Source organism: Rhizobium sp. BT03 (assembly GCF_030053155.1).
In the GTDB taxonomy this organism is placed as follows: domain Bacteria; phylum Pseudomonadota; class Alphaproteobacteria; order Rhizobiales; family Rhizobiaceae; genus Rhizobium.
Window position 1 is genome coordinate 1,330,173 of the sequence record NZ_CP125640.1, and the last position, 23,896, is coordinate 1,354,068.

At 63.4% G+C, this 23,896-nt stretch carries 22 protein-coding genes; 10 read left to right on the forward strand and 12 right to left on the reverse strand.

All coding sequences use genetic code 11. The features are described 5' to 3' along the window. Positions 1-100: 100 nt before the first annotated feature. The 4 genes from QMO80_RS06615 to QMO80_RS06630 all read right to left on the reverse strand — a co-directional run bounded on the left by QMO80_RS06615 (position 101) and on the right by QMO80_RS06630 (position 3,612). Positions 101-478, reverse strand: a complete 378-nt coding sequence (locus tag QMO80_RS06615; RefSeq protein WP_283200125.1) for a Na+/H+ antiporter subunit C — start codon at positions 476-478, stop codon at positions 101-103. Continuing rightward, positions 478-918 carry a Na(+)/H(+) antiporter subunit B gene (locus tag QMO80_RS06620; protein ID WP_283199359.1) on the reverse strand — a complete coding sequence of 147 codons (441 nt, stop codon included), beginning with the start codon at positions 916-918 and terminating at the stop codon, positions 478-480. Before QMO80_RS06620 ends, QMO80_RS06615 begins: the two co-directional genes overlap by 1 nt. Continuing rightward, positions 918-3,281 carry a putative monovalent cation/H+ antiporter subunit A gene (locus QMO80_RS06625; protein ID WP_283199360.1) on the reverse strand — a complete coding sequence of 788 codons (2,364 nt, stop codon included), beginning with the start codon at positions 3,279-3,281 and terminating at the stop codon, positions 918-920. The genes QMO80_RS06620 and QMO80_RS06625 overlap by 1 nt, the downstream gene beginning before the upstream one ends. Before the next feature lie 115 nt (positions 3,282-3,396). Next, a complete protein-coding gene (locus tag QMO80_RS06630) occupies positions 3,397-3,612 on the reverse strand; it encodes a hypothetical protein (protein ID WP_283199361.1) in 216 nt (71 codons plus the stop codon). Positions 3,613-3,801: 189 nt separating this feature from the next. Between QMO80_RS06630 and msrB the strand changes: the two genes are divergently transcribed. Continuing rightward, positions 3,802-4,215 (forward strand): peptide-methionine (R)-S-oxide reductase MsrB, encoded by a 414-nt coding sequence (msrB, locus tag QMO80_RS06635; protein ID WP_049734445.1) that lies wholly within the window; start codon positions 3,802-3,804, stop codon positions 4,213-4,215. Between the two features lie 73 nt (positions 4,216-4,288). After that, positions 4,289-4,816 (forward strand): GNAT family N-acetyltransferase, encoded by a 528-nt coding sequence (locus tag QMO80_RS06640; RefSeq protein ID WP_283199362.1) that lies wholly within the window; start codon positions 4,289-4,291, stop codon positions 4,814-4,816. A gap of 229 nt (positions 4,817-5,045) precedes the next feature. On the opposite strand, the gene QMO80_RS06645 is transcribed toward QMO80_RS06640, so the two are convergent. From QMO80_RS06645 to QMO80_RS06660, 4 genes are all read right to left on the reverse strand, one after another. Beyond that, positions 5,046-5,747 (reverse strand): pentapeptide repeat-containing protein, encoded by a 702-nt coding sequence (locus tag QMO80_RS06645; protein ID WP_283199363.1) that lies wholly within the window; start codon positions 5,745-5,747, stop codon positions 5,046-5,048. Positions 5,748-5,884: 137 nt separating this feature from the next. Beyond that, entirely contained in the window at positions 5,885-6,424 is a 540-nt protein-coding gene (locus QMO80_RS06650; protein WP_283200126.1) for a GNAT family N-acetyltransferase, read from the reverse strand. 70 nt (positions 6,425-6,494) lie between these two features. Continuing rightward, positions 6,495-7,163 carry a hemolysin III family protein gene (locus tag QMO80_RS06655; protein WP_283199364.1) on the reverse strand — a complete coding sequence of 223 codons (669 nt, stop codon included), beginning with the start codon at positions 7,161-7,163 and terminating at the stop codon, positions 6,495-6,497. Positions 7,164-7,291: 128 nt separating this feature from the next. Then, complete coding sequence (locus QMO80_RS06660; protein WP_283199365.1) at positions 7,292-7,711, reverse strand: universal stress protein; 420 nt, start codon at positions 7,709-7,711, stop codon at positions 7,292-7,294. Between the two features lie 189 nt (positions 7,712-7,900). On the opposite strand from QMO80_RS06660, the gene QMO80_RS06665 reads away from it, so the two are divergent. The 3 genes from QMO80_RS06665 to QMO80_RS06675 all read left to right on the forward strand — a co-directional run bounded on the left by QMO80_RS06665 (position 7,901) and on the right by QMO80_RS06675 (position 11,488). Further along, positions 7,901-8,866: a VOC family protein gene (locus QMO80_RS06665; protein WP_283199366.1), complete on the forward strand. Its 966-nt coding sequence runs from the start codon at positions 7,901-7,903 to the stop codon at positions 8,864-8,866. A 144-nt stretch (positions 8,867-9,010) separates the two neighbouring features. Beyond that, positions 9,011-10,177, forward strand: a complete 1,167-nt coding sequence (locus QMO80_RS06670; protein WP_283199367.1) for an AI-2E family transporter — start codon at positions 9,011-9,013, stop codon at positions 10,175-10,177. An 18-nt stretch (positions 10,178-10,195) separates the two neighbouring features. Next, positions 10,196-11,488, forward strand: a complete 1,293-nt coding sequence (locus QMO80_RS06675) for an FAD-binding oxidoreductase (protein ID WP_283199368.1) — start codon at positions 10,196-10,198, stop codon at positions 11,486-11,488. Between the two features lie 43 nt (positions 11,489-11,531). Here the strand turns inward: QMO80_RS06675 and QMO80_RS06680 are convergent, their stop codons facing one another. Beyond that, a complete protein-coding gene (locus tag QMO80_RS06680; protein ID WP_283199369.1) occupies positions 11,532-12,320 on the reverse strand; it encodes a polysaccharide deacetylase family protein in 789 nt (262 codons plus the stop codon). A 92-nt stretch (positions 12,321-12,412) separates the two neighbouring features. Beyond that, entirely contained in the window at positions 12,413-12,802 is a 390-nt protein-coding gene (locus QMO80_RS06685; RefSeq protein ID WP_049734453.1) for a DUF930 domain-containing protein, read from the reverse strand. A gap of 254 nt (positions 12,803-13,056) precedes the next feature. Between QMO80_RS06685 and QMO80_RS06690 the strand changes: the two genes are divergently transcribed. Continuing rightward, on the forward strand, positions 13,057-15,165 hold the full coding sequence (locus QMO80_RS06690; RefSeq protein WP_283199370.1) for a S9 family peptidase: 2,109 nt from the start codon (positions 13,057-13,059) through the stop codon (positions 15,163-15,165). Between the two features lie 130 nt (positions 15,166-15,295). Then, complete coding sequence (locus QMO80_RS06695; RefSeq protein WP_283199371.1) at positions 15,296-15,820, forward strand: DUF1697 domain-containing protein; 525 nt, start codon at positions 15,296-15,298, stop codon at positions 15,818-15,820. A gap of 87 nt (positions 15,821-15,907) precedes the next feature. Here QMO80_RS06695 and QMO80_RS06700 read toward each other — a convergent pair whose 3' ends face one another. Next, positions 15,908-16,537, reverse strand: a complete 630-nt coding sequence (locus QMO80_RS06700; RefSeq protein WP_283199372.1) for a TetR/AcrR family transcriptional regulator — start codon at positions 16,535-16,537, stop codon at positions 15,908-15,910. A 219-nt stretch (positions 16,538-16,756) separates the two neighbouring features. On the opposite strand from QMO80_RS06700, the gene QMO80_RS06705 reads away from it, so the two are divergent. Further along, positions 16,757-17,704 (forward strand): homocysteine S-methyltransferase family protein, encoded by a 948-nt coding sequence (locus QMO80_RS06705; protein ID WP_283199373.1) that lies wholly within the window; start codon positions 16,757-16,759, stop codon positions 17,702-17,704. Positions 17,705-17,781: 77 nt separating this feature from the next. Here QMO80_RS06705 and QMO80_RS06710 read toward each other — a convergent pair whose 3' ends face one another. After that, positions 17,782-19,233, reverse strand: a complete 1,452-nt coding sequence (locus QMO80_RS06710; protein WP_283199374.1) for an MFS transporter — start codon at positions 19,231-19,233, stop codon at positions 17,782-17,784. A gap of 237 nt (positions 19,234-19,470) precedes the next feature. Here QMO80_RS06710 and QMO80_RS06715 point away from each other — a divergent pair, with 237 nt between their 5' ends. Together QMO80_RS06715 and QMO80_RS06720 are read left to right on the forward strand one after the other, a co-directional pair. Beyond that, the gene (locus QMO80_RS06715) at positions 19,471-20,973 is read left to right on the forward strand and encodes a YdiU family protein (RefSeq protein ID WP_283200127.1); all 1,503 of its coding nucleotides are present in this window, start codon (positions 19,471-19,473) and stop codon (positions 20,971-20,973) included. A gap of 140 nt (positions 20,974-21,113) precedes the next feature. Continuing rightward, the gene (locus QMO80_RS06720) at positions 21,114-23,453 is read left to right on the forward strand and encodes a glucose/quinate/shikimate family membrane-bound PQQ-dependent dehydrogenase (protein WP_283199375.1); all 2,340 of its coding nucleotides are present in this window, start codon (positions 21,114-21,116) and stop codon (positions 23,451-23,453) included. Positions 23,454-23,896 lie beyond the last annotated feature (443 nt).

Here is a 23,896-nt window from a genome sequence, read left to right on the forward strand (position 1 = left end):
ATCTGACCAGGGCGAGACTTCGCCTTCAGCCGATCTCCCCCCTTGTGGGGGAGATGCCCGGCAGGGCAGAGGGGGGTAGCCACCAGCGCCGGCATCAGCATCAATACCCCAATGGCGGCAGCGGCCGGTCGTCGGGTTCGGCGGCACGCATTTTGCTGGTGTCGTCGGTGCCGAGGTCCTGATAGGCGCGGTAGGTCAGCACCAGCAGGAAGGCGAGGAAAGAGAAGGAGATGACGATCGCCGTCAGGATGAGGGCCTGCGGCAGCGGGTTGGCGGTGCCGGCGGGCAAAGCGTCGAGACCGGCCGGGATGATCGGCGGCACCTCGCGCGTCAGCCGGCCTGATGTAAAGAGCAGCAGGTTGACGGCATTGCCGAGGATGGCGATGCCGAGCATGATGCGAATGGTGAATTTCGACAGCATCAGATAGATGGCGGCGGCGAAGAACAGGCCGACGAGGATCGCCAGAAGCGGCTCCATCACTCCACCTCCTTTTCTTCCAATGCCACTTCCTTTTCTTCCAACGTCAGGGCGATCGAGGCAATGGCGCCGAGCACGACGAGATAGACGCCGAGATCGAAGAGCATGACGCTCGACAGCGGCACTTCGAGACCGAAGAGGTTCGGATAGACCCAGAGGCCGGTCATGAAGGGAACGGCAAAGAGGATGGAGAGAAGACCTGATAGCGTCGACAGCAGCAGGCCGAAGCCGGCGATCGACAGCGGATGGAAAAACAGCGCGCGGCGAACGGCGGCAACGCCGAGGGCGATGCCGTAGATTGCCAGTCCCGAGGCGGCGATCAGCCCGCCGATGAAGCCGCCGCCCGGCTCGTTATGGCCGCGCAGCAGCACGAAAACGGAAAAAAGCAGCATCAGCGCGGTGAGGAGCGGGGCGACGGTGCGGAAGATCAGGGTATTCATCAGCCCTCTGTCTCCACTGCGGGATCATTGGCCGCAAGCCGGCGCTCGCTGCCGGCGCGGATGCGGATCAGGGCCAGGATGGCAAGGCCGGTGACCGCGACGACGGCAATTTCGCCGAGCGTGTCGGTGCCGCGAAAATCGACGATGATGACGTTGACGACGTTGGCGCCGTGGGCAATCGACTTGGAATAGGCGTTGAAGAACACCGTCAGCGCATCATTGAACGGCGCTTGCGTCGCCCGGATCAGCAGAAGCGTGAAGCCGAGGCCGCAGGCAAGCGCAAGCGCGCCGTCGAACAGCCTGCGGCCGAGCGGGCGCCCATCGGCGGGCGAAAGCCGGAGCCGGGTCATCACAAGGGCGAGGATAACCACTGACAGGGTTTCGACCATGAACTGGGTGAAGGCGAGATCCGGGGCGCCGAACAGCAGGAAGATGATGGCGACGGCAAAACCCTGGATGCCGAGCGAGACGATCGCCGTCAGCCGGTCGCGGGCGACGAGCACGGCGGCAAGGCCGACGGCGGCGATCGACAGGACCGCCCATTCATGGAGCCTGACATCGGACGGCCAGGCGGGAAGATGCGGCAGCTCGCCATAGACGATCGCGGGAATGATGAGGATGGCGGCGACCGAGAGGAAGGTGCAGGAGATATAGATCTGCAGCCGCCCCGGCTGGAGGACACGCATGAGGTGGCCGGCGAAACGCACAAGGCCCGAGATGGCAAGGTCGAAACCGTGATCCGGCCCGCGCCCGGCCGCGCGCAGGAAGACCGCCATCGCCGCGCGGACGCGGGCGAACTGCCAATAGACGCCGATGCCGAGCAGCACCGTCAAGGCGGAAAGCGCCAAGGGCACGCCTGGATGCAGCGCCAGCGAAATGTCGATTTCAGCAGGGGTCTGGCGGATGGCGGCTGAGATCGGCGACGACAGGACCGTGTGGGTGAAGGTCGAAAAGATTGCGGCAAGCAGGCCGAGGGCGGCGAGGACGGCCGGGCCGAGCCAGAGCAGCACAGGGGCTTCATGCGGATGTTTCTCCGTCTCCACCGGCCGGCCGAGAAAGGGCTTCAGCGCCACCGCGAAAGCGACGGCGAACATCAGCGCATTGCCGAAGACGGTAATGGCGGTGAAGGTAAGCGCACGAATATCGCCGCCGGTGAGCGCCGTATAGATCTCCTCCTTGGCGAGGAAGCCGAAGAAGGGCGGCAGGCCGGCCATAGAGAAAGCCGCCGCAAGGGCGACGACCCATGTCAGCGGCATCACCCGCCCCAGGCCGCCGAGGCGGGTGATGTCGCGCGTGCTGGTTTCGTGATCGATGATGCCTGCGACCATGAAGAGCGCACCCTTGAAGAGGCAATGCGCCACCAGATAGAGGGAGGCCGCCGCCACCGCATGTTCCGAGCCGAAGCCGATCAGCATGACGAACAGGCCGAGCGAGGAGACGGTGGTATAGGCGAGCTTGAGCTTCAGGTCGGTCTGGCGAATGGCAAGAGCGGCGCCGACCACCAGCGTCAGCCCGCCGAAGAAGGGCAGCAGGATTTCCCAGGCGGATGTTGCCCCCATGACCGGATTGAGCCGCATCAGCAGATAGACGCCGGCCTTCACCATGGTGGCCGAATGCAGGTAGGCCGACACCGGCGTCGGCGCCTCCATGGCGTTCGGCAGCCAGAAATGAAAGGGGAACTGCGCCGACTTGGTGAAGGCGCCGGCAAGAACCAGAATAAGGGCAGCGAGATAGAACGGGCTTTCGCGCACGACATCGCCAAATCCCATAAGCTGCGACAGCTGCGTGACGCCCGAGACGCTCCAGAGGATGAGCAGGCCGGCCAGCAGGCAGAGCCCTCCCCCGCCGGTCACGACAAGCGCCTGCAGGGCGGCGCGGCGAGCCGCCTCACGCTCATGGTCGAAGCCGATCAGCAGGAAGGAGGTGATCGACGTCAGTTCCCAGAAGACGAAGAGCATCAGGAAACTGTCGGAAACGACGACGCCGAGCATGGCGCCCATGAAGAGGAAGATGAAGGAGAAGAAGCGGCCCTGATCCTTGTGTCCCTTGAGATAGCCGCCGGCAAAAAGCACGATCAGCGTGCCGATGCCGGTGATCAGCAGCGCGAAAGCCAGCGACAGGCCGTCGAGGAACCAGGAGAAGGAGAGATTGTAGCTCGGGACCCAGGCATAACCGCCGGTGACGACCTTGCCGCCGGCGACAACAGGCACGAAGCGCAGGAAATGCAGGAAGGCGAGCAAGGGGGCGATCGCCAGGAGCCAGGCACCGTTGGCGCCGAAGATGCGGATCATGAAGGGAGCGGCGAGAGCGCCGGCAAGCGGCAGACACAGGGCCAGAAATGTCAGAGCCGTGACATCGGCCATGTCTCCTCCCCAACCACAACAAACGAAGCGCCAGCGAAAACCGGCCTGTCTTCTGACTTAGGCGAAACGGGAGGGCGTCTCAAGCGATTTCGGCGGCAAGAGATGTTCGGCGCGATCAGGCGGCCGATCGGGAAAGACGCGTGAGCAGCCGGACGACGCCGCCGTGCAGGATAAAGACCAGAAGCGTCAGCGGCCACAGCAGGCAGGCGAAAAGCCCGGCCACACGATGGAACGTCAAGCCGTCATGATTGGCCCAGCCTTCCAACAGCGTGACCGCCATGGCGGCTGCGGCTACGAGGCCGTAGAGCAGGACGATTGCTGCTTCAAACACCAGTGATTCCCCAATACACGTAACATTAACCCTAACAGAAAACCCCTCACGGATGTAAGAGCAAGCGTCCTCCCCAAAAAGCGGTACATGGCGAATGGGGCAGGACGGTGCCCAAGTCTTGATGAAGTGTCGACGGCGCACCACATTTTCTGGCAAAATGGAACCGCCCCTCGGCGAAAGGAGCATGGCATGTCCGAAACTGCAACCACCGCCAAGATCCACAAGACCGATGCGGAATGGAAAGAGCAGCTCACCCCCGAGCAATACCGCATCACCCGCCAGCACGGCACCGAGCGCGCCTTCACCGGCCCCTATTGGGATTCCTTCGAGACAGGGCTTTACCGCTGCGTCGGCTGCAACGCCCCGCTCTTCCGCTCCGACACGAAGTTCGATGCCGGCTGCGGCTGGCCGAGCTATTTCGAAGCCGTCTCGCCGGATGCGGTGACCGAGCATCGCGACACGGCCTTCGGCATGGTGCGCACCGAAATCCGCTGCGGCAGCTGCGAAGCCCATCTCGGCCACGTCTTCCCCGACGGCCCGCCGCCAACCGGCCTGCGCTACTGCATCAACGGCCATTCCATGGTGTTCGAGGCGGGGGAATAGGCGTTCGGCGTAGGAGGCGGCTCATCCCGATGCGTTGGCCGCTGATGGACGGGCAATGGGCAGGAGAAGGCCGATGGCGCGAGATATTCTCAGTACCGACCGGCTGACGCTGCGGGAGATCACGACTGCCGATCTACCGCTTCTCCACCGCATTTTCGGCGATGCAGAATGCATGCGTTATTATCCGGGCATCAAGAGCGTCGACGAAACCGCAAGCTGGTTTCAGCGCCTCGCCTTCGACAGTTATGCCAATCATGGTTTCGGCCTCTGGGCGGTGACGGACCGGCAGAGCGGGACGCTGCTCGGCGATTGCGGAATCACGCTGCAGGAAACATCCGCGGGGCTGGAACCCGAAATCGGCTACCATTTGCTGCGCGATCAATGGGGCAAGGGATATGCCGGCGAGGCTGCCGCTGCCTGCCGGGACCACGCGCTCGATTCTCTTGGCCTGTCGCGAATCGTCTCCATCGTCAGGCCCGACAATACGCGCTCTCAACGCGTCGCGGAGCGAGTGCATCGGCGGCGGGAAACATTCTTCAAAGCCGCTGGCTCAGATGGAGGCAAGGTGGAGTTCCGCCTTTATATAACGGACAAAGCATAGGGCAATTCAAACGAGGAGGTCGGCGAGACCAGCCCCTCATCCGGCTGCCGCCACCTTCTCCCCGCACGCGGGGCGAAGGGGATATGCCGTGACCCTCTCCGTCCCCCCGCAGCTCTCGCGGGGCACGTCCCCTCGCCCCGTTTTTACGGGAGAGGGTTAGGGTGAGGGGCAGCTTTCGGCGCTAAACCGCGTCTGCAGCGCGACGATCCGGCTGGCGAACCCCGCCCGACTACTCATGCTCGGCAGGGCATGGCCAGGTCGTCGGCGCCGACAGGCCGGCGGGGAGCTTGGTCGAGGTGTCGCCGCAAGCGAGGTCGATCTGGGCCTGCTCGAGGCCGGCGGCTGCCGACAGGTCGAGGCCTTCGATGCGGGTCAGGAACATGAAGGCGCGCTCGAACATCACCGGGCCTTCGAAAACAGCGTTGGAGAGATCGGCGCGGGAGAGATTGGCGAAAGAGAATTTCGCCCCCGTCAACACCGCCTTGTCGAAATCGGCGCGGCCGAGTTCGGCCTTTTCGAAGCTGGCGCCGGCGAGCCGGGCGCTGGCGAAATTGGCGCGCTGCAGCTCGGCGCCGGCAAAGGACGCCCCTTCGGCGGCAATGCTGGCGAAGCTGGCGCGATAGGCCTCGATCTTGGCGAAGTTGGCGCCTTCGGCGTGGGCGCCCTCGAGCGAGGCGCGCACCAAAGTCGCCTTTTCGAGATTGGCGGATTTGACGTTGGCGCCGGCGAGATCGGTCAGGGAAAAATCGGTGCCGAAGAGGTTGGCGCCTTCGAGATCACTGCCCTGCAGCATCAGGTTCTTCTTGGTGCATTCCTGCCAGTCGAGCTTCGGCGAGGCCAGGCTGCCGCAATCGGCGGCCCGGGCGGCGGCCGGCGGAAATGCCAGAAGGACGAGGGCAAGGAGACCGAGCGACGATCCGTGCATTGCCATTGAACTGTTCACCTCCATACCATTCTGAAGCCAGCCGCGAAGCAGGCTGCCTCCACTTTCTTACACAGCCCAGACTACAATAAAAAGATGGCGAGCGCCGTTCACAATGGCTTGCCGAGGGGGCTTGGGGTGCCGGATCAGGCCGGAGGCAGGCGAAGCTCCATGCAGGTGAGGTCCAGCCAGCGGCCGAACTTGGTGCCGACCTCGGAAAATCTGCCGGCGATGCGGAAACCGAGCTTTTCATGCAGCCGGATCGAGGCCGCGTTCTCCGCCTCGATGCCGGCGATCATCACATGGATATTGCCGGCCGCCGCACGGAGGATCAACTCCCGCATCAGCCGCTCGCCGATGCCGGCGCCGCGGCAATCCTTGTCGACATAGACGGAATGCTCGACCGTGTGACGATAGCCGTCGAATGCCCGCCAGTCGCCATAGGAGGCGTAGCCTGCGACCTTGCCCGACAGCTCGGCGACGACGACGGGAAAGCCGCGCGACTTGCGCGCCTTCATCCATTCCCGCCGGTTTTCGAGATCGACCAGCGTGTCGTTCCAGATCGCCGTCGTGTGCTCGACGGCGTGATTGTAGATATCGCGGATGGCGGAAAGATCGGCTTCGGTAGCGTCGCGGAGGAGGACGGCGTCTGTCATGATGGCCCGGTTCGGATTGATTGCCGGGATGGCATACGCCCCGCACCCGAAGATGTAAACGGCGGATGCGGCAGGCCGGCGGTTTCGGGAACAGCCCTCGTCAGACGCCCGGCGCCGACAGACTGAAGCAGGTGAAGACCGCCGAATAATGCACGGCCGCGGCGGTGACGACGAAAGCGTGCCAGATGGCGTTCTGGAAACGCAGCTTCTCCCAGACATGGAAGATGACGCCGAGCGAATAGATGACCCCGCCGATGACGATCAGCAGCATCGAGGCGGTGGGAATGCGCGCGGCCACAGGTCCGGCCACCAATATGCCGCTCCAACCCATGGCGAGATAGAGCAGGATGGCAAGACGGTCGTAACGGCCCGGAAAGACGCATTTCAGCACGATGCCGGCGGCGGCGAACAGCCAGATCGCCACCAGCATGAACAGGAGCAGCGGATCGTCGGCGCCGCGTTCGAGGAAGGGCGTATAGGTGGCGGCGATCAACAGGAAGATCGCCGAATGATCGAAGCGGCGCAGGTACCATTTGGTGCGCGAGACCGGCCAGGCATTGTAGGAAAAGGAAATGCCAAGCGTTAGCACCAGCCCGACGCCATAGATCCAGGCGGCGGCGAGCGCGCCATTGGAACTCCAGAGCGTGGCATAGAAGATCAGCACGGTGGCCCCGATCAGCGCCAGCACGAGACCGACGCCATGGACGATACCGTCGGCGATCAGTTCGTATTTGTCGTAAGCCCAGCGAATGCCGTTGAACTCGGCCATGCACGCCAATCCGTTTCAGACCCCGATAGCAATCGTCGCATCGAACGAACGGGCGCGCAACCGCGGCAAAGCGCACGCGCGGTAAATCTTCGTGACAGGCTGTTTGGCGGCGAGACGGCTCGCACAAATCAAACCTTTTGCCGGTCGACCAGCACCGAGCATTTGGCGTGGCGCACGACCCGGTCGGCGGTGGCGCCGATGAAGTAGTTGGAAAAATCCGGAACATGCGAAGCGACGATGATGAGGTCGGCACCGTGACTTTCTGCGGTCGAGATGATTGCTTTGGCCGGCGGGCCGTTGCGGATCTCGACGGTTGCCGCAATACCGGTTGAGGCAATCAGCGCGTTCAGCTTGTCGCGGCTGTCCTGCATGGCGTCCTCGACCATATTGGCCGGCAGTTCGATCGCAACATAGGTCGGCACATCCTCGATGACGTTGAGCGCGACGATTTCGCCGCCGTCGTCGAGCAAGGACGCGGCCTTGCGAAGGATCTTCTCTCCCTTTTCGATGCCGCCGAGCGCGACCGCGACGATGATCTTCCTGTACATGGCTCCCTCCATGGCTGAGATGTATAAGTATCCCCTAAAGAAGATATGGGCACTTTGACCGCGATCAAGTGGGCGCAAGTCATCGTCAACGCCTGCTCAACAGTTCTTCCTCAAAAACGGGACTTCTGTGAACAATCGCAATCGGCCATATAGGCATCAAGTACGGCAGGCCAGAGGAGACAGTGGCGAATGAACCGGCGAAACTTCCTCGGCCTTGCTGCGGGCGGCACATTTGCCGCCACCGCCGGCGCACCCTCCATTCTACAGGCCAGATCAGGGACAGGAGAACAATCCATGACGACCGAAACTTCCTATGCGCTGACGCGGCCGGCCTATATCGACCAATCGCATCTCGTCGTGAAAGACCTCGATCTCGTTTCCGGCTTCTATCAATCGATGCTCGGCCTGAAGGTCATCGAGAAGACGGCGAGCGGGCAAGTGCTGGGTGTCGGCGGTCTGCCGCTGCTGACGCTGACGACCGCCAGAGATGCCGCCATCGCGCCGCGCAATGCCGCCGGCCTTTTCCACACCGCCTTCCTGATGCCGGACCGGGGCGAACTCGCACGCTGGCTGCGCCACGCGGCGCACAACAATGTCGTGCTCGACGGCGCCTCGGACCATCTCGTCAGCGAGGCGATCTATCTGTCCGACCCGGAGGGCAACGGCATCGAAATCTATGCCGACCGGCCACATGAACAATGGAAGTTCCAGCAGGACGGCATGGTGGAGATGGCGACGCTGCGCCTCGACCTGCAGGCGCTCTATGACAGCGCACCCGACGAGCGCTGGGGCGGCATGGCTGATGGAACGGCGATCGGCCACCTGCATCTGCAGGTCGGTGATATTCCACAAGCTGACGCCTTTTACCGCGACGTGCTCGGCCTCAAGCTGATGGCGAGCCGTCCCGGCGCAAGTTTCTTTGCGACCGGCGGCTACCATCATCATATCGCCGCCAATATCTGGAACAGCCGGGGGGCCACTGCACGCGCCGACAATATGACCGGGCTTTCGGACTACAAGCTCCGGTTCAACGACAAGGCGACGCTGGATGCGGCGATCTCCAAGCTCGATACGCTGGAGATCAGGAGCGAGACGCGCGATGGCGGCACCTTCCTCAGGGACCCCTGGGGGATCGGCCTGACGCTTTCGGCGTAATTTCCGTGCCATGACAGTCGTTCACGCGGGATAATGCCATCCGCGTGAAGACACGCGGCAAGCGCCCTGGCGGCCCCCACGGAACCGGAACCGCGTCGGCGCGTTTCCGTGACGAAGCAATGGGGCTTCGGGGAACCTCACCGCATGGGCATCGCCAATGGCATCCGCAAACAGGCCAAGAAGATCGCGATTGGCGAACGCCGTACCAGCGCCTGGGCGCAGACGCTGAGGGAGGCAGCCGAAGAGCTGCCGCCGGCACCGCTGCACCGGCTGGAGAAGGACGGGCTGGATATCAGCATGGCCTGGGCGATCATCGGCATCTTCGCCATTCTGGGGCTTGCCGCCGTCTACCTGATGTCGCTGATCCTGATCCCGATCACACTTGCCGTCGTCGTCGGCATGATCCTCGGCATGGCGGCGGAAAAACTCAGCCGGATGGGCGTGCCGCGGCTTGCCAACGCCGTCATGCTGTCGAGCAGCGTGGCTCTGGTGATCTTCCTGCTGATCAACTCACTCGCCGGCCCGCTGATGACGCTTGCCAATGAGGGGCCGGCTTTTGCCGAGCGAACCATCAACCGCGTCATGCCCTATCTCGAGCGCATCGAATGGCTGCATATCACGCCTGCGACCTTCGAAAGCGGGCCGATGTCGATCGGTGCGCTGCTCGAAAACACCGGCAACGTGCTGCATGTGGTGACGACAAGCCTGACGCCGGCGCTGGTGCAGGGGCTGATCTTCTTTGCGGCGCTGCTGCTCTTCCTCGCCAGCCGGGTCAACCTGCGCAAGACGATCATCATGACCTTCCGCACCCGCACGCAGCGCCTGGCGGCCATCCGCGTCATCAATGCCGTCGAGCAGGTGCTCGGCTTTTATTTCGCCACAGCCTCGCTGATCTATGTCGGCCTCGGTGTCGTCATGACCGTCATCGCCTATGCCGGCGGGCTGGCGGCGCCCGTGCTGTGGGGTTTCTTCGCCTTCCTGTCGAGCTTCATTCCCTATCTCGGCATCACGCTGATGACGCTTGGCGTCGCGGTCGCCGGCATTCTCACGCATGATGACCTCGTCATCGGCCTGATGCCGGCCGCGGCCTTCTTCACCGTGCATCTGGTCATGGAAAACCTGATCTTCCCGGCGGTGATGGGACGGCGGCTGGAAATCAATCCCTTTATCGTCTTCCTCGCCATCCTGTTCTGGACCTGGATGTGGGGCGCCGTCGGCGCCATGCTGGCCCTGCCGCTGTCGCTGATCGTCATCACGATCATCGAGGAATTGCTGATCGAGGAAAAGCCGCAGCCGCAATTGCCGAAATGATCAACCGGGGAGACGTTCGTGGCATCCGATCTCGATCTTAACGAATCCGATCACGACCAGATGGTCAGCGGCCGCTCTCTCTGGGGGGAAAGCGGCGTTCGGCCGAAATGGCAGCCGATCGAGCGGAGTTTTTCCGCCGACGTCGCTGTGATCGGCGGCGGCATCACCGGTGCACTGGTCGGCGAACATCTGACGGCGCGCGGTTTTTCCGTCGTTATCATCGACCGGGAGCAACCCGGTTTCGGCAGTACCGCGGCGAGCACGGCGATGCTGCAATGGGAAATCGACAGCACGCTCACCGAGCTTGAAGACTATTACGGCTTCGAGCGCGCCGCCGGCATCTACCGCCGCAGCGGCGCGGCGGTCGCCGGCCTTTCCAAGCTGATCGCCGCACACGGGATTGCCTGCGGCTTCCGGCCGCGCAACACGCTCTATCTCGCCGCCAACCAGGAAGGCGCGCGCGATCTGCTGGAGGAGCGCCAGCTGCGCCGCCGGGCCGGTCTGCCTGGCGTCTACCTCGAACATCCCGACCTCTTCACCCAATTCGAGTTGGATCGGGACGGCGCGATCTATTCGCCGGGTTCGGCGGAGGCCGATCCGCTGCTTCTGACCTGGGCATTGCTCGAAATCTCCGTCCGCCGCGGCGCGCGGCTGGTCAACGCTTCCGTCACGGCTCTGCACAGCGAAGGCGATCACGTCACGGCGGAGACGGATGCAGGCCATGTCATCGAGGCGCGGCATGCCGTGCTTGCGACCGGCTATTCCATGCCGGGCATCGACATGCCGAAGCTGCATCGCACCAGTTCGAGCTGGGCGCTCGCCACCGTACCCCAGGACCCGGCAAATTTCTGGCGTGAGAGGGCGCTGATCTGGGAGGACAGCCACCCCTACCTCTACATGCGCACGACCGAGGACAACCGCATCGTCGCCGGCGGCGAGGATGACGGCACGGCCGATCCCGGGGCCCGCGACCGCAAGCTGCCGGCAAAGATCATGGCAATTCGCGAGAAGATGAAGCGGCTATGGCCGAAAGCCGACACGCGGGTGGAACACGCCTGGTGCGGAACCTTCGGCGAAACCGCCGACGGCCTGCCGCTGATCGGCCCCGTGCCCGGCATGCCGCATGTGCTGGCCGCCTACGGCTACGGCGGCAACGGCATCACCTTCTCCTATCTCGCCGCCCAGATGATCGGCGCGATGCTGGCCGGCATGCATCGCGACTGGTTCGAGGATTTCGCGCTGGATCGGGATGGGCCGGGGCTGAGGCGTTTTGGGGAGGATAGGTTGGGGAGTGGGGATGAGTTGCGATAGAGGCCTTGTATTGGCTGTTGTGCCGTGGCAACCCTTACAGAATTTACTCCGTCGTCCGATCGTCGCCCATATCCTCGACGTCCTCCAGACGAACGAATTCCGTGCCCTTCGCTTTCAAATCGACCAGCGCCTTGGCCACCCCCTCGCCCGCCGCATGGGTCGGCTGGTTGATGTGGGAGATGACGACATCGCCGTCCTTGGCCGAGGCGATGCGCTTTTCGGTGATCACGGCGCCGAGCAGCGAGCCGCCGTCGCCGTTCACCGAATAACCGGCAATGCGATAGCCCATGGCGCGGATCTCGCCGATGGCGGAAAGATCGTATTTGGCGGTCGAGCCGCGGAACCAGTGGGGTGCCGGAATGCCGGCCGCGGTCATTGCCGCGGCACCACCTTCGACTTCCTGCTTCACCGCCTGCGGCGAGCCAGCCGAGGCGATACCATAGATCAGCGTCGGCGTGTCGACGGCCGGGATATGGTTCTCCCCGTGATTTTCCAGTTCGAACAGATCGGGGTTCTGCAGGAAGACGGCAAGGGCGGCGGGGTTATGCTTCAGCCAGCGGGCGGTGACGAAGATCGTCGCCGGGATGCGTTCGCGCACCAGGGTCGACAGGATGCGCTCGTCCGCCTGGCCCATGCAGGCATCGAAGGTGAGCGCAATGCGGGCATGGCCTGGCATGTTGGAGCGGGCGATATGCAGATGCGGCTCGACGAGCTTCACCGCCGGGCTCTTCATGACCGGAGCGGCGACGGCCGGCAGCGGCGGCGTTTCGGCCGCGCATAGCGTGGACAGGCCCGCCAGAAGAAACGCCGAAGCAAGCAAGATGCGGTTCATGAATGGACTTCTACGATTTCGATCGGTCAAGTTTAGCGACTGCATTCGTCCAAAACCATGTGGCCGGTCAGCGCAGTCAATGGGACAGCCGATCAATCGTAGAGATAATATTTGTCCCACTTCTCGCGCGGCACCTTGTCGCCGATCTGGTAATTGAGCTCGCGCACGTTGATATGCTGCGGGCCGGTGATGCAATTGTAGGAGAGATGGTACCAGTCGCCCTTGCTGCGGAAGACCGCGCCCGGCGCCTGCAGCGAATTGTCGCCGGGGATCGGGTCCTTGAAGGTATAGGCGATTACCTTGTCCGGCTTGAAGCCGGTGCTGTCCTGGTTAATGCGGCTCATCGCCTCGGTGTCGCAGCTCTGCTCCAGACGGGTCGAGGGATCGAGTTTTTCCAGCTGCTTCTTGATGGCCGGATCGACGGCAAAGGCGGGGGCGGCAAGGCCGATGAGGGATACGAACAGGAGCAGACGTTTCGGCATTGCTGAGAAAATCCCTTGCTGTTGTCCATTCTTCACCCTGCCCCGGGCAGCTTGCCGGGGGCTTGGCACGTGTAATTTTCGCTCTGCGATAGCGGACATTCTTAAATATTGTGGTGACATCAAGGCAGGGCGAGCCGAGCCGCCTCCTTGCCTGTGGAAGGTCGCCCGCACTCTTGGCGCAGCCTTGCCGCTTGATCCGGCGGCGGCGCGCCTCTATCTCTTGCCAACCCGATATCCCGATCCGGAGCCATTCCTTGTCCGTTTTCAAGAGCCTGCCGACACCGCCCGCCGCCCCGAAGAAGCCCGTCTCCGATACGCGCCACGGCATTACCCGCACGGACGATTATGCCTGGCTGCGCGCCGACAACTGGCAGGCGATGTTCAAGGATCCCTCGATCCTCGATCCCGAGATCCGCCGGCATCTCGAAGCCGAAAACGCCTATATGAACGCGGCGATGGAAGACACCAAGCCGCTGCAGAAGGTGCTGTTTTCCGAAATGCGCGGCCGCATCAAGGAAGACGACAGCTCGGTGCCGATGAAGGACGGCGCCTATGCCTACGGCACCTTTTACGTCACCGGCGGCGAACAGCCGCGCTATTTCCGCATCGCCCGCGACGGCGACGTCGCCGACGAGACGATTCGCACGGTGCTGCTCGACGGCGACAAGGAAGCATCGGGCAAGGCCTATTTCCGTCTCGCCGGCCTCGACCATACGAGCGACCACAGCCGCGGCATCTGGGGCTATGACGACAAGGGCTCGGAGTTCTTCACGCTGAAGGTGCGAGACCTCTCGAGCGGGCAGGATCTCGACGACGTGATCGAGAATACCGGCGGCGGCGGCGTCTGGGCGCCCGACGGCAAGAGCTTCTTCTATTCGGCGCTCGACGAGAACCACCGGCCTTCGAAGGTGTTCCACCATATCCTCGGCCAGCCGCAATCGGCAGACCGGCTGGTCTATGAGGAAGCCGATGCCGGTTTCTTCATGGGCGTCGGCGGCTCGCTGCTCGACGATGTCATCTATATCGACATTCACGACCATGAAACCAGCGAATATCGGCTGCTGTCGACCAAGGACCTCACCGCCGAGCCGAAGCTGGTGGCGGCGCGCGAGGAAGGCATCGAATATTCGCTGACCGAGGGCGGCAACATCTTCTACATTCTCACCAATGACGGCGGCGCCAAGGATTTCAAGATCATGGAAGCGCCGGTGGACAATCCGGGCAAGGAAAACTGGCGCGAAGTCGTTGCCCATAAGCCCGGCACATTGATCATCAGCCACATGGCCTATGCCCGCCATCTCCTGTGGCTGGAGCGCAAGGACGGGTTGCCGCAGATCATGATCCGCGATCGGGCGAGCGGCGAGGAACATGCGATCGCCTTCGCCGAGGAAGCCTATTCGCTGGGGCTTTCGGGTGCCGCCGAATACGACACGGATGTCATCCGCTTCTCCTACTCCTCGATGACGACACCGTCGCAGCTCTACGACTACAACATGGTGACGCGCGAGCGCACGCTCTTGAAGACGCAGGAGGTGCCGTCGGGCCATAATCCCGACGACTATGTCACCCGCCGCGTCTTCGCCCCGGCATGGGACGGCGAAAAGGTGCCGGTCACCCTGCTCTATCGCAAGGACACGCCGCTCGACGGCACCGCCCCCTGTCTGCTCTACGGCTACGGCGCCTACGGCATCACCATTCCGGCCGGCTTCAACACCAATTGCCTGTCGCTCGCCGACCGCGGCTTCGTCTATGCCATCGCCCATATCCGCGGCGGCAAGGACAAGGGCTTTGCCTGGTACGAAGACGGCAAGATGGAGAAGAAGACGAATACGTTCAAGGACTTCGTCGCCGCGGCCGACTATCTGAATCAACAGAAGTTCACCTCCTACGCGAAGATCATCGCCGAGGGCGGCTCGGCCGGCGGCATGCTGATGGGCGCGGTCGCCAATATGGCGCCGGAGAAATTTTCCGGCATCATCGCCGCCGTTCCCTTCGTCGACGTGCTCAACACCATGCTCGACGACACGCTGCCGCTCACCCCGCCGGAATGGCCGGAATGGGGCAACCCGATCGACAGCCGCGAAGAATACGAGCAGATCGCCGCCTATTCGCCCTACGACAATGTCGGCGCCAAATCCTACCCGCCGATCCTGGCGCTCGGCGGCCTGACCGACCCGCGCGTCACCTATTGGGAGCCAGCCAAGTGGGTGGCAAAGCTGCGTGAGGAGACGACCGGTGAAGCGCCGATCCTGCTCAAGACGAATATGGACGCCGGCCACGGCGGCGCATCGGGCCGCTTCCAGCGGCTGGAAGAGATTGCCTTCGAGTATGCGTTTGCGATCAAGGTGGCTGGGAAGATGTGAAGGGTTAATAGAGGGGAATAGCGTAAGGCGTGCCGTGGTCGCCCCCTCTGCCCTGCCGGGCCCGGGGCGAGCCACGGGCCCGGCAGGGCAGAGGGGGGCCGGCACGGCACGGCAGTTGAGGGAGAAGGAAATGCCAATTTACATCGCCCTGCTCCGCGCCGTGAACGTCGGCGGCACCGGGTCGCTCCCGATGGCCGAGCTCAAGACGATCTGCGAAGATCTCGGCTTCACGGATGTGAAAACCTACATCCAGAGCGGCAATGTGCTGTTCCGCTCGGATGCATCCGAAACGGCGGTGGAGGAAAAGCTCGACGCGGCGCTCGGCAAGACGATGAGCAAGCGCCCGGGCGTTATGGTGCGCAGCCGCAAGGAACTCGACGCCATTGCTGCCGACGCGCCCTTCCCCGATGCCAAGCCGAACTTCCTGCTCGTCTATTTCCTGCCGGAAAAGCCGCCCGGCGATGCGCTTGATACAATGGTGGCGCCCGATGGCGAGGGGGCGAAGCTCGCGGGCCGCGAAATCTATGTGCATTATCCCAAGGGGTCCGGCCGCTCGAAGCTGAAGCTGCCGGCGCTGAAGCCGGGGACCTCTCGCAATCTCAACACCGTGCGCAAACTCGCGGAGATGGCGGCGGCGATGGAGGACGACAACTAAGACATGGCGCGGCGGGAATAGGCGACATGCGCCAACCAAAGACCAAAAGCGCGGCACACGAATCCGAAAGATTCGCGTGCCGCGCTTTTAGGCCCTCGGTATTTCCGCAACCGGCAGAAAGAGCATCTTCACGAAGGTGCGGAGCATCAGCACCTGTTCGGCCAGCGTGTTCGGCTCCTTCAGCGTCTTCGACAGGACGATGCCGCCTTCCAGGACGGAAGACACCATGTCGGCGAGCTGGTCGACATCGACGGGTTCGCGCGGCGGATAGACGGCCATAATGTCGCGCAGCATGCGGCCGAAACGGCGCCGCCAGGCAAGCACCGCATTGCGGTTGGTTTCCTGTATCTCCCGGTCAAACAGCCGCTCGTAATAGCAGACGGTCGCGACGAGGCAGCCGGGATGGCCATTCGGCAGGTCGGAAAGCAGTTCGGACAGCAGCTTCAGGCCGAGCAGGAAGGATTGCAGCGGATCGTCTACGAGCTCACGCGCGCGGCTGAAGATTTCGTCGTAGATGCGCTCGTCATTTTCGATGTATCGGTTGAGCAGCGCCTTGGCGAGCTCGTTCTTGTCCCTGAAATGATAGAAGAAGCCGCTCTTGGTGATGCCGGTCTCGGCAATCAGTTCCTCGATGGAAGTGCCGCCGAAACCTTTTTGCAGGACGGCCGCCTCGGCTACGTCGAGGATGCGGGTCCTGGTTTCCTCACCCTTTCGCATATTCCCTCCTGTACCGGCGGTACAGTTTTCAGCGCCCTACGCTCAGGTCCGCCTCCGCCTCCGGAAGCACGGGTTGAAGCAAGCGATTGATATCAATCGGCAAAAACCAAAACCACCGGCAGTATACCGCAAGTCTCCTAGTTTGGCAGCCGATTACGCGCCAGAACATTACTCATGGACGGCAGCCATTTCGGGTGCTGCGAGGGAGAGGCTTCAACAATGGCAAAGTACAGAAATGGCTTGCCGCAGCTCAATGGCGGCACCTTCATTACCGATGGCGGCATGGAAACGACGATGATCTTCCAGGAAGGTATCGAGCTTCCGCATTTCGCCGCCTTCATATTGCTGGCTTCCGAAGACGGGCGCCAGCGCTTGCGGAATTACTATCGCCGTTATCTCGATATCGCACGGCGGCACGGCACCGGCTTCGTGCTCGACACCGCGACATGGCGGGCCAATCCGGACTGGAGGCAGAAGCTCGGCTATACCAGCGAAGCCCTGAAGGCGGCAAACGAGGAAGCCGTCGACCTGCTCGTGGGCTTGCGTAGCGCCTATGAGCGGCCCGAGCAGCCGATCGTCATCAGCGGCGCGATCGGGCCGCGCGGCGACGGCTACAAGGCGGGCATCATGGATGCCGCCGAAGCGGAAGATTACCACGCCTTCCAAATCGGGACTTTCGCCGGCACGGAGGCGGACATCGTGACCGCCTTCACTCTCACCAATATCGATGAGGCGATCGGCGTGGCGCGGGCGGCAAAATCGCTCGGCATACCCTCGGCCATCTCCTTCACTCTGGAGACGGACGGCAGGCTGGTGACGGGCAGAAGCATTCAGGACGCCATCGAGACGACGGATGCGGCGACCGGCGGGGCACCGGCCTATTACATGATCAACTGCGCCCACCCGACGCATTTCGAAGCCGCGCTCGATCTTCGAAGCACCTGGTTGAAGCGCATTTCCGGGATCCGCGCCAATGCTTCGACCATGAGCCACGAGCAGCTGGACAATAGCGAAACGCTGGATGCCGGCGATCCCGCGGATCTCGGCCGCCGCTACCGCAAGCTCATCGACCGCATGCCCGGGCTGTGCGTGCTTGGCGGTTGCTGCGGCACCGACCACCGCCATGTCGCAGCGATCTGCGAGGCATGCCTGCCGCAGACGGCGTGACACGGGAAGGAAGGACAGGACGATGACGATCCAGGGACGGCGGGAGCCGGTCGGCTTCTGAGGAGAGGAAGGTGGCGTCAGCTTCCGGCGGCCCCTGTCGTCCGTTTCGCCTTGTAGCCGCTGATCTCCTCGCCGGCGGTCTTGGAGAAGCGCAGGTTCCAGATGGTGGCGGTGATCGAGATGAGCGTGACGACGATGAAGGCTATGGAGAAATCGCCAAGCGACGGCGTTTCGACATTGTTGAAAGCCATCGAGCCGTGCAGCGCCAAGGCGCCGATGCAGATGCCGAGCGACAGCATGAGCTGCTGGAAGGTGGTGTAGAAGCTGGTGGCCGAGCTCATCCGTTCTTTGTCGATCTCGTCATAGGCGATGGTGTTATAGGCGGTGAACTGGAAGGACAGGAAGAAGGCGCTGAGCACCAGGACGATGAAGATCAGCGGCATCGGCCAGTCCGGCCGGAAGGCGGCGCAGAGACCATAACCGACGGTGCCGAAGATGCCGTTGAGGACGAGGCTGCGGCGGAAGCCCAGCCGGCTGAAGACGAACTTCGCCATCGGCTTCATGGCGAGCGCGCCAAGTGCCGTGGCGATGACGATCTGGCCGGCCGCAGCCGCCGACAGGCCGAAGCCGATCTGGAAAAGCAGCGGCAGCAGGAAGGGCTGCGCGCCCTGGGTGATACGCGTCAGCGAACCTGCTATGACCGAGGTGCCGAAGCTCGGCACCTTCATTAGCGAGAAATCCATGATCGGCGACGGATGCCGACGGGCATGCCTGAGATAGCCGATGCCGAAGATGAGGCCGAGGGCGATCAGGAAGATCGAGAAGGCGCCCTCGCCTTCGTGGCTCGACATTTCGAAGCCGAAAAGCAGCGAGCCGAGCGAAATGCCGGAGAGGACGAAACCGATCGTATCGAACGGACCGCTCGCCTTGCCCTTGACCTCATCGATATAGATCGAGACGAAGATCATGCCGATGATGCCGATCGGCACGTTGATGTAGAAGATCCAGCGCCAGTCGAGATAGGTGACGAAGAAGCCGCCGAGCGGCGGGCCGACGATCGGGCCGATCAGCGCCGGCACCAGCAGCCAGGACATGGCGCTGACCATATCCTTGCGGGCGACGCTGCGCATCAGCACCAGGCGGCCGACCGGCATCATCATCGCGCCGCCCAGGCCCTGCAGCAGCCGCGCCAGCACCAGGAAGGACAGGGTCGGCGCCAACGCACAGAGAATGGAGCCGATCACGAAGACGGCGATCGCCGCGCGGAAGACGGTGCGGGAACCGAAACTGTCGGCCATCCGGCCGCTCGCCGGAATGAAGATCGCCAGGCTGAGGAGATAGGAGGTGAGCGCAATCGACATGGCCGGCGCGCTGACGGCGAAATCGCGCGCCATGGTCGGCAGCGCGGTCGCGAGCACCGTCGCGTCGATGTTTTCCATCAGCATCGCGCTTGCGACGATCATCGCGATCACCCGGAAATTGGGCGCGGCGCGCCGAACGATCGGCGCCTGGTAAATCTGATCCGACATCGTCCGGGATCACTCACGGTGGCGCGGCGGAGCACACGAGGCTGCAGGGCCGCGGGGGATGACATGGCGTAATGCCAAGGGGAGATGATTTGGTATACGCCTGCGATCATGGCGGCGCTATGTCCTTTATGGCAAAGCAGCTTTGACGAGAGGGAAAAGCCAATCACGATTGCTTGCATCGGCCTCATGCTTCGTGAAGAGCTTGCGCCGCAGGCCGCCCGGCCCTACCTATCAATCATGACCTCCGCTCTTGAGAAAAACCGGCCCAGCGCGGCCTTTGCCTTCGACAACAGCTATGCCGGCCTGCCGCAGCGCTTCTTCGCGGCGCAGATGCCGACTGAAGTGGCGGAGCCCTGGCTGATCAAGCTCAACGAGCCGCTGGCCGCCGAACTCGGGCTCGATGTCGAGGCGCTGCGGCGCGACGGCGCGGCGATCTTTTCCGGCAACCTCGTGCCCGAAGGCGCGCAACCGCTGGCGATGGCCTATGCCGGCCATCAGTTCGGCGGCTTCTCGCCGCAGCTCGGCGACGGGCGGGCAATCCTGCTCGGCGAGGTGATCGACCGCAGCGGCAGGCGCTTCGATATCCAGCTGAAGGGCGCCGGGCCGACCCCGTTTTCCCGCCGCGGCGACGGGCGGGCGGCAATCGGGCCGGTGCTGCGCGAATATATCGTCAGCGAGGCGATGTTTGCCCTCGGCATTCCCGCCACGCGGGCGCTGGCGGCGGTGACGACGGGCGAGCCGGTCTATCGCGAAGAAGTGCTGCCGGGTGCAGTCTTCACCCGGGTCGCGGCAAGCCATATCCGGGTCGGCACCTTCCAGTATTTTGCGGCGCGGGGCGATACCGAAGGCGTGCGGGCGCTCGCCGATTATGTGATCGACCGGCACTATCCAGCGCTGAAAGACGCTGACAATCCCTACCTTTCGCTGTTCGAGGCAGTCTCCGAGCGCCAGGCGGCGCTGATTGCCCGCTGGCTGCATGTCGGCTTCATCCATGGGGTGATGAACACCGACAATATGACCGTTTCCGGCGAGACGATCGATTTCGGCCCCTGCGCCTTCATGGATGCCTATGATCCGGCGACCGTCTTCTCCTCGATCGACCAGCATGGCCGTTATGCCTATGCCAACCAGCCCGGCATCGGCCAATGGAACCTCGCAAGGCTCGGCGAAACGCTGCTGCCGCTGATCGACGAAGAGCCGGACGGCGCGGTCGACAAGGCGAATGGCGTGATCCGCGCCTATGGCGAACGCTTCCAGGCGCGTTGGCTGGCCGGCATGCTGGGAAAGATCGGCCTTGCCGGCAAAGAAGACGGCGATCTCGAACTGGTGCAGGCGCTGCTGACGCTGATGCAGGCGCAGGGCGCCGATTTCACCCTGACCTTCCGTCGGTTGTCGGATCTTGCAGGCGATGCTGCCGCAGAACCCGCCTTTGCGGCAAGCTTCCGGGAACCGGAAGCCTGCGAGCCCTGGCTTGCGCAATGGCGCGAGAGACTGTCGCGCGATCCGCAGACGGCGACTGAGCGCGCCGCCGCCATGCGCCGCGTCAATCCGGCCTTCATTCCGCGCAATCACCGCATCGAACAGGCGATCGAGGCGGCGGTCGAGAACGGCGATTTCTCGCTGTTCGAAGCGCTGCTGACCGTGCTTGCAAAACCCTATGAGGACCAGCCCGGCTTTGCCGCCTATAGGGAGCCGCCGAAGCCGAGCGAACGGGTGCTCGCGACCTTCTGCGGCACGTGAGCGAGCTGAATACAACCGTACCGTGACACAGCCTGCGGCAAATGCGGCCGTTGAAAGGCATCTCCCTCGCGCTATCTGGCTGAGCGGCGGCGATTTTCCGCCGTCCCTTCACCCGGCTAAATCAAGCGGGAGACAGCCTTATGGCGATCGTCGTCACCTCCATCCTCTTCATCATCATCGGGCTTACGCTCGGCGGCGGCGGGCTCTGGCTCGTCACGCTCGGCGGCAGCGTCTTTTATCTGTTCGCCGGGCTGATGTTCCTGATCACCGCCGGATTGCTTCTGATGCGCAAGGCGGTGGCGCTCTGGGTCTATGCGGTGCTCGTCGTCGCGGCACTCGCCTGGGCGGTGTGGGAGGTCGGCTTCGACTGGTGGCAGCTTGGGCCCCGCGGCGGCATGATTATCCTGCTCGGGCTCTGGCTGCTGACGCCCTGGATCCGCCGGCCGCTCGGCTTTCGCAGCCCGACCGGCATCACCTACGGCGCCAATCCCTGGCCGCTCGCCGTGCCGGTTCTTCTCGCCATCCTCGTCGCCCTCTATTCGATGACCACGGATCCGCACGATCTTGCCGGCGATCTGCCGAAGGATGCCGTTGCCGCCAACCCCGCTTTCGGCGGCAATGTGCCGGATGGCGAATGGCATCAATATGGCCGCACGCCCTTCGGCCAGCGTTATTCGCCGCTCGACCAGATCACCGCTCAGAATGTCTCCACCCTCAAGGAAGCCTGGCGATACCAGACCGGCGACGTCAAGCGGCCGGAGGATATCAGCGAGACCACCTATCAGGTGACGCCGCTCAAGGTGAAGGACACGCTCTATCTCTGCACCCCGCACAATTGGGCGATCGCCCTCGACGCCAAGACCGGCAAGGAGAAATGGAAATACGACGCCAACTCCGGCATGAACCCGGACCGGCAGCACCAGACCTGCCGCGGCGTCACCTATTATGCCGATCCCGATATCGCCGCCGGCCAGCCCTGCGCCGAGCGCGTCTACCTGCCGACCTCGGATGCCCGGCTGATCGCGCTCGATGCGGCGGACGGCAAGGTCTGCACCGGCTTTGCCGATCAGGGCGTGCTGCATCTGGAAGCCGGCATGCGCTACAATCCGGCCGGTTATTATTATTCCACCTCGCCGCCGGTCGCGGTGGCGGGCAAGATCATCGTCGGCGGGGCGGTGAACGACAATTATTCCACCGAGGAGCAATCCGGCGTCATCCGCGCCTTCGACATCAGGACCGGCGCGCTGATCTGGAACTGGGATTCCGGCGATCCCGATGTGACGACGCCGCTTGCCGCCGGCCAGACCTATACGACCAATTCGCCGAACAGCTGGTCGGTCTTCAGCGTCGATGAGGGCCTCGGCATGGTCTACATCCCGCTCGGCAACCAGGTGCCCGACCAGCTCGGCATCGGCCGCAGCGACAATGTCGAGAAATTCTCCTCCTCGATCGTCGCCCTCGACATCGCCACCGGCCAGCTGCGCTGGGTGCGCCAGACCGTGCATCACGATCTCTGGGACATGGACGTGCCGGCCCAGCCGGCGCTGATCGACCTGACGAAGCCGGATGGCACGGTGGTTCCCGCCCTCGTCGGTCCGACCAAACAGGGCGACCTCTATGTGCTCGACCGGCGCAGCGGCGAGCCGATCATCCCGGTCAAGGAGATCCCGGCACCCGGCGGCGCGATTTCGGGCGATCATACCTCGCCGACGCAGCCGATCTCCGACCTCACCTTCTCGCCCGAGCCGCTCAAGGAAAAGGACATGTGGGGCGTGTCGCTGTTCGACCAGCTCGCCTGCCGCATCGATTTCCACCGCTACCGCTATGAGGGCCGCTATACGCCGCCATCGCTTGAAGGCACGATCGTCTATCCCGGCAATTTCGGCACCTTCAACTGGGGCAGCGTCGCGGTCGATCCCGAGCGGCAGATCATGTTCGGCATGCCGACCTATCTCGCCTTCACCTCGCGCCTGGTGCCGGCCGCCGACATTCCGCCGCGCGGCCAGGACGAGAAGGGCAGCGAACAGGGGCTGAACCGCAATGACGGCGCGCCCTATGGCGTCTTCATGGGGCCGTTCCTCGGGCTCTTGAAAATTCCCTGCCAGGCGCCGCCATGGGGCTATGTCGCCGGCGTCGATCTGCGCACCGGCAAGATCGCCTATATGCACAAGAACGGCACCGTGCACGACATGACGCCGCTGCCCCTGCCCTTCAAGGTCGGCGTGCCCGGCATCGGCGGACCGATGCTGACCAAGGGCGGCGTCGCCTTCCTCGGCGCCGCGGTCGACAACTATCTGCGCGCCTACGACGTGACGAACGGGCAAGAACTCTGGCAGGCCCGACTTCCCGCCGGCGGCCAGGCGACGCCGATGACCTACACGACAAGCGACAACAAACAATATGTCGTCATGGTCGCCGGCGGCCACGGCTCCGTGGGGACGAAACCGGGCGACTATGTGATTGCTTATACGCTGCCGTGATGGGGAGGCGGTCGCCTTTGTCAGTGCGAACGCCAACGCAGTGCTTGCGGCCTGGGTCCTCGGGTCAAGCCCGAGGACGACGAAGGGGTGGGGAGCCTATGTGGCATGGACCGTAAGTACTTGGTGTCTTGTAGGAATCGCGGCTATTATTTTACGCTATCCCACGCAAAACCGCCCGCGCATTTTACTGGAATTCCTCCAGACATCTCGCCTCTTGCCGGCCGCTCCCCCCATTCTCCGTCATACTCGGGCTTGACCCGAGTATCCATGCCGCACGCGCCTCGCTCGATTTGTTTGGCAGCGGTCGCGTTTAGTGCGAACGCCAACGAGTGCTTGCGGCCGTGGGTCCTCGGGTCAAGCCCGAGGACGACGGAGGGTGGGGGAACCTATGTGGCAAGAGGCGGGACCGCCTGGGGCAATTGCTGATCCGCACGCACCGGACA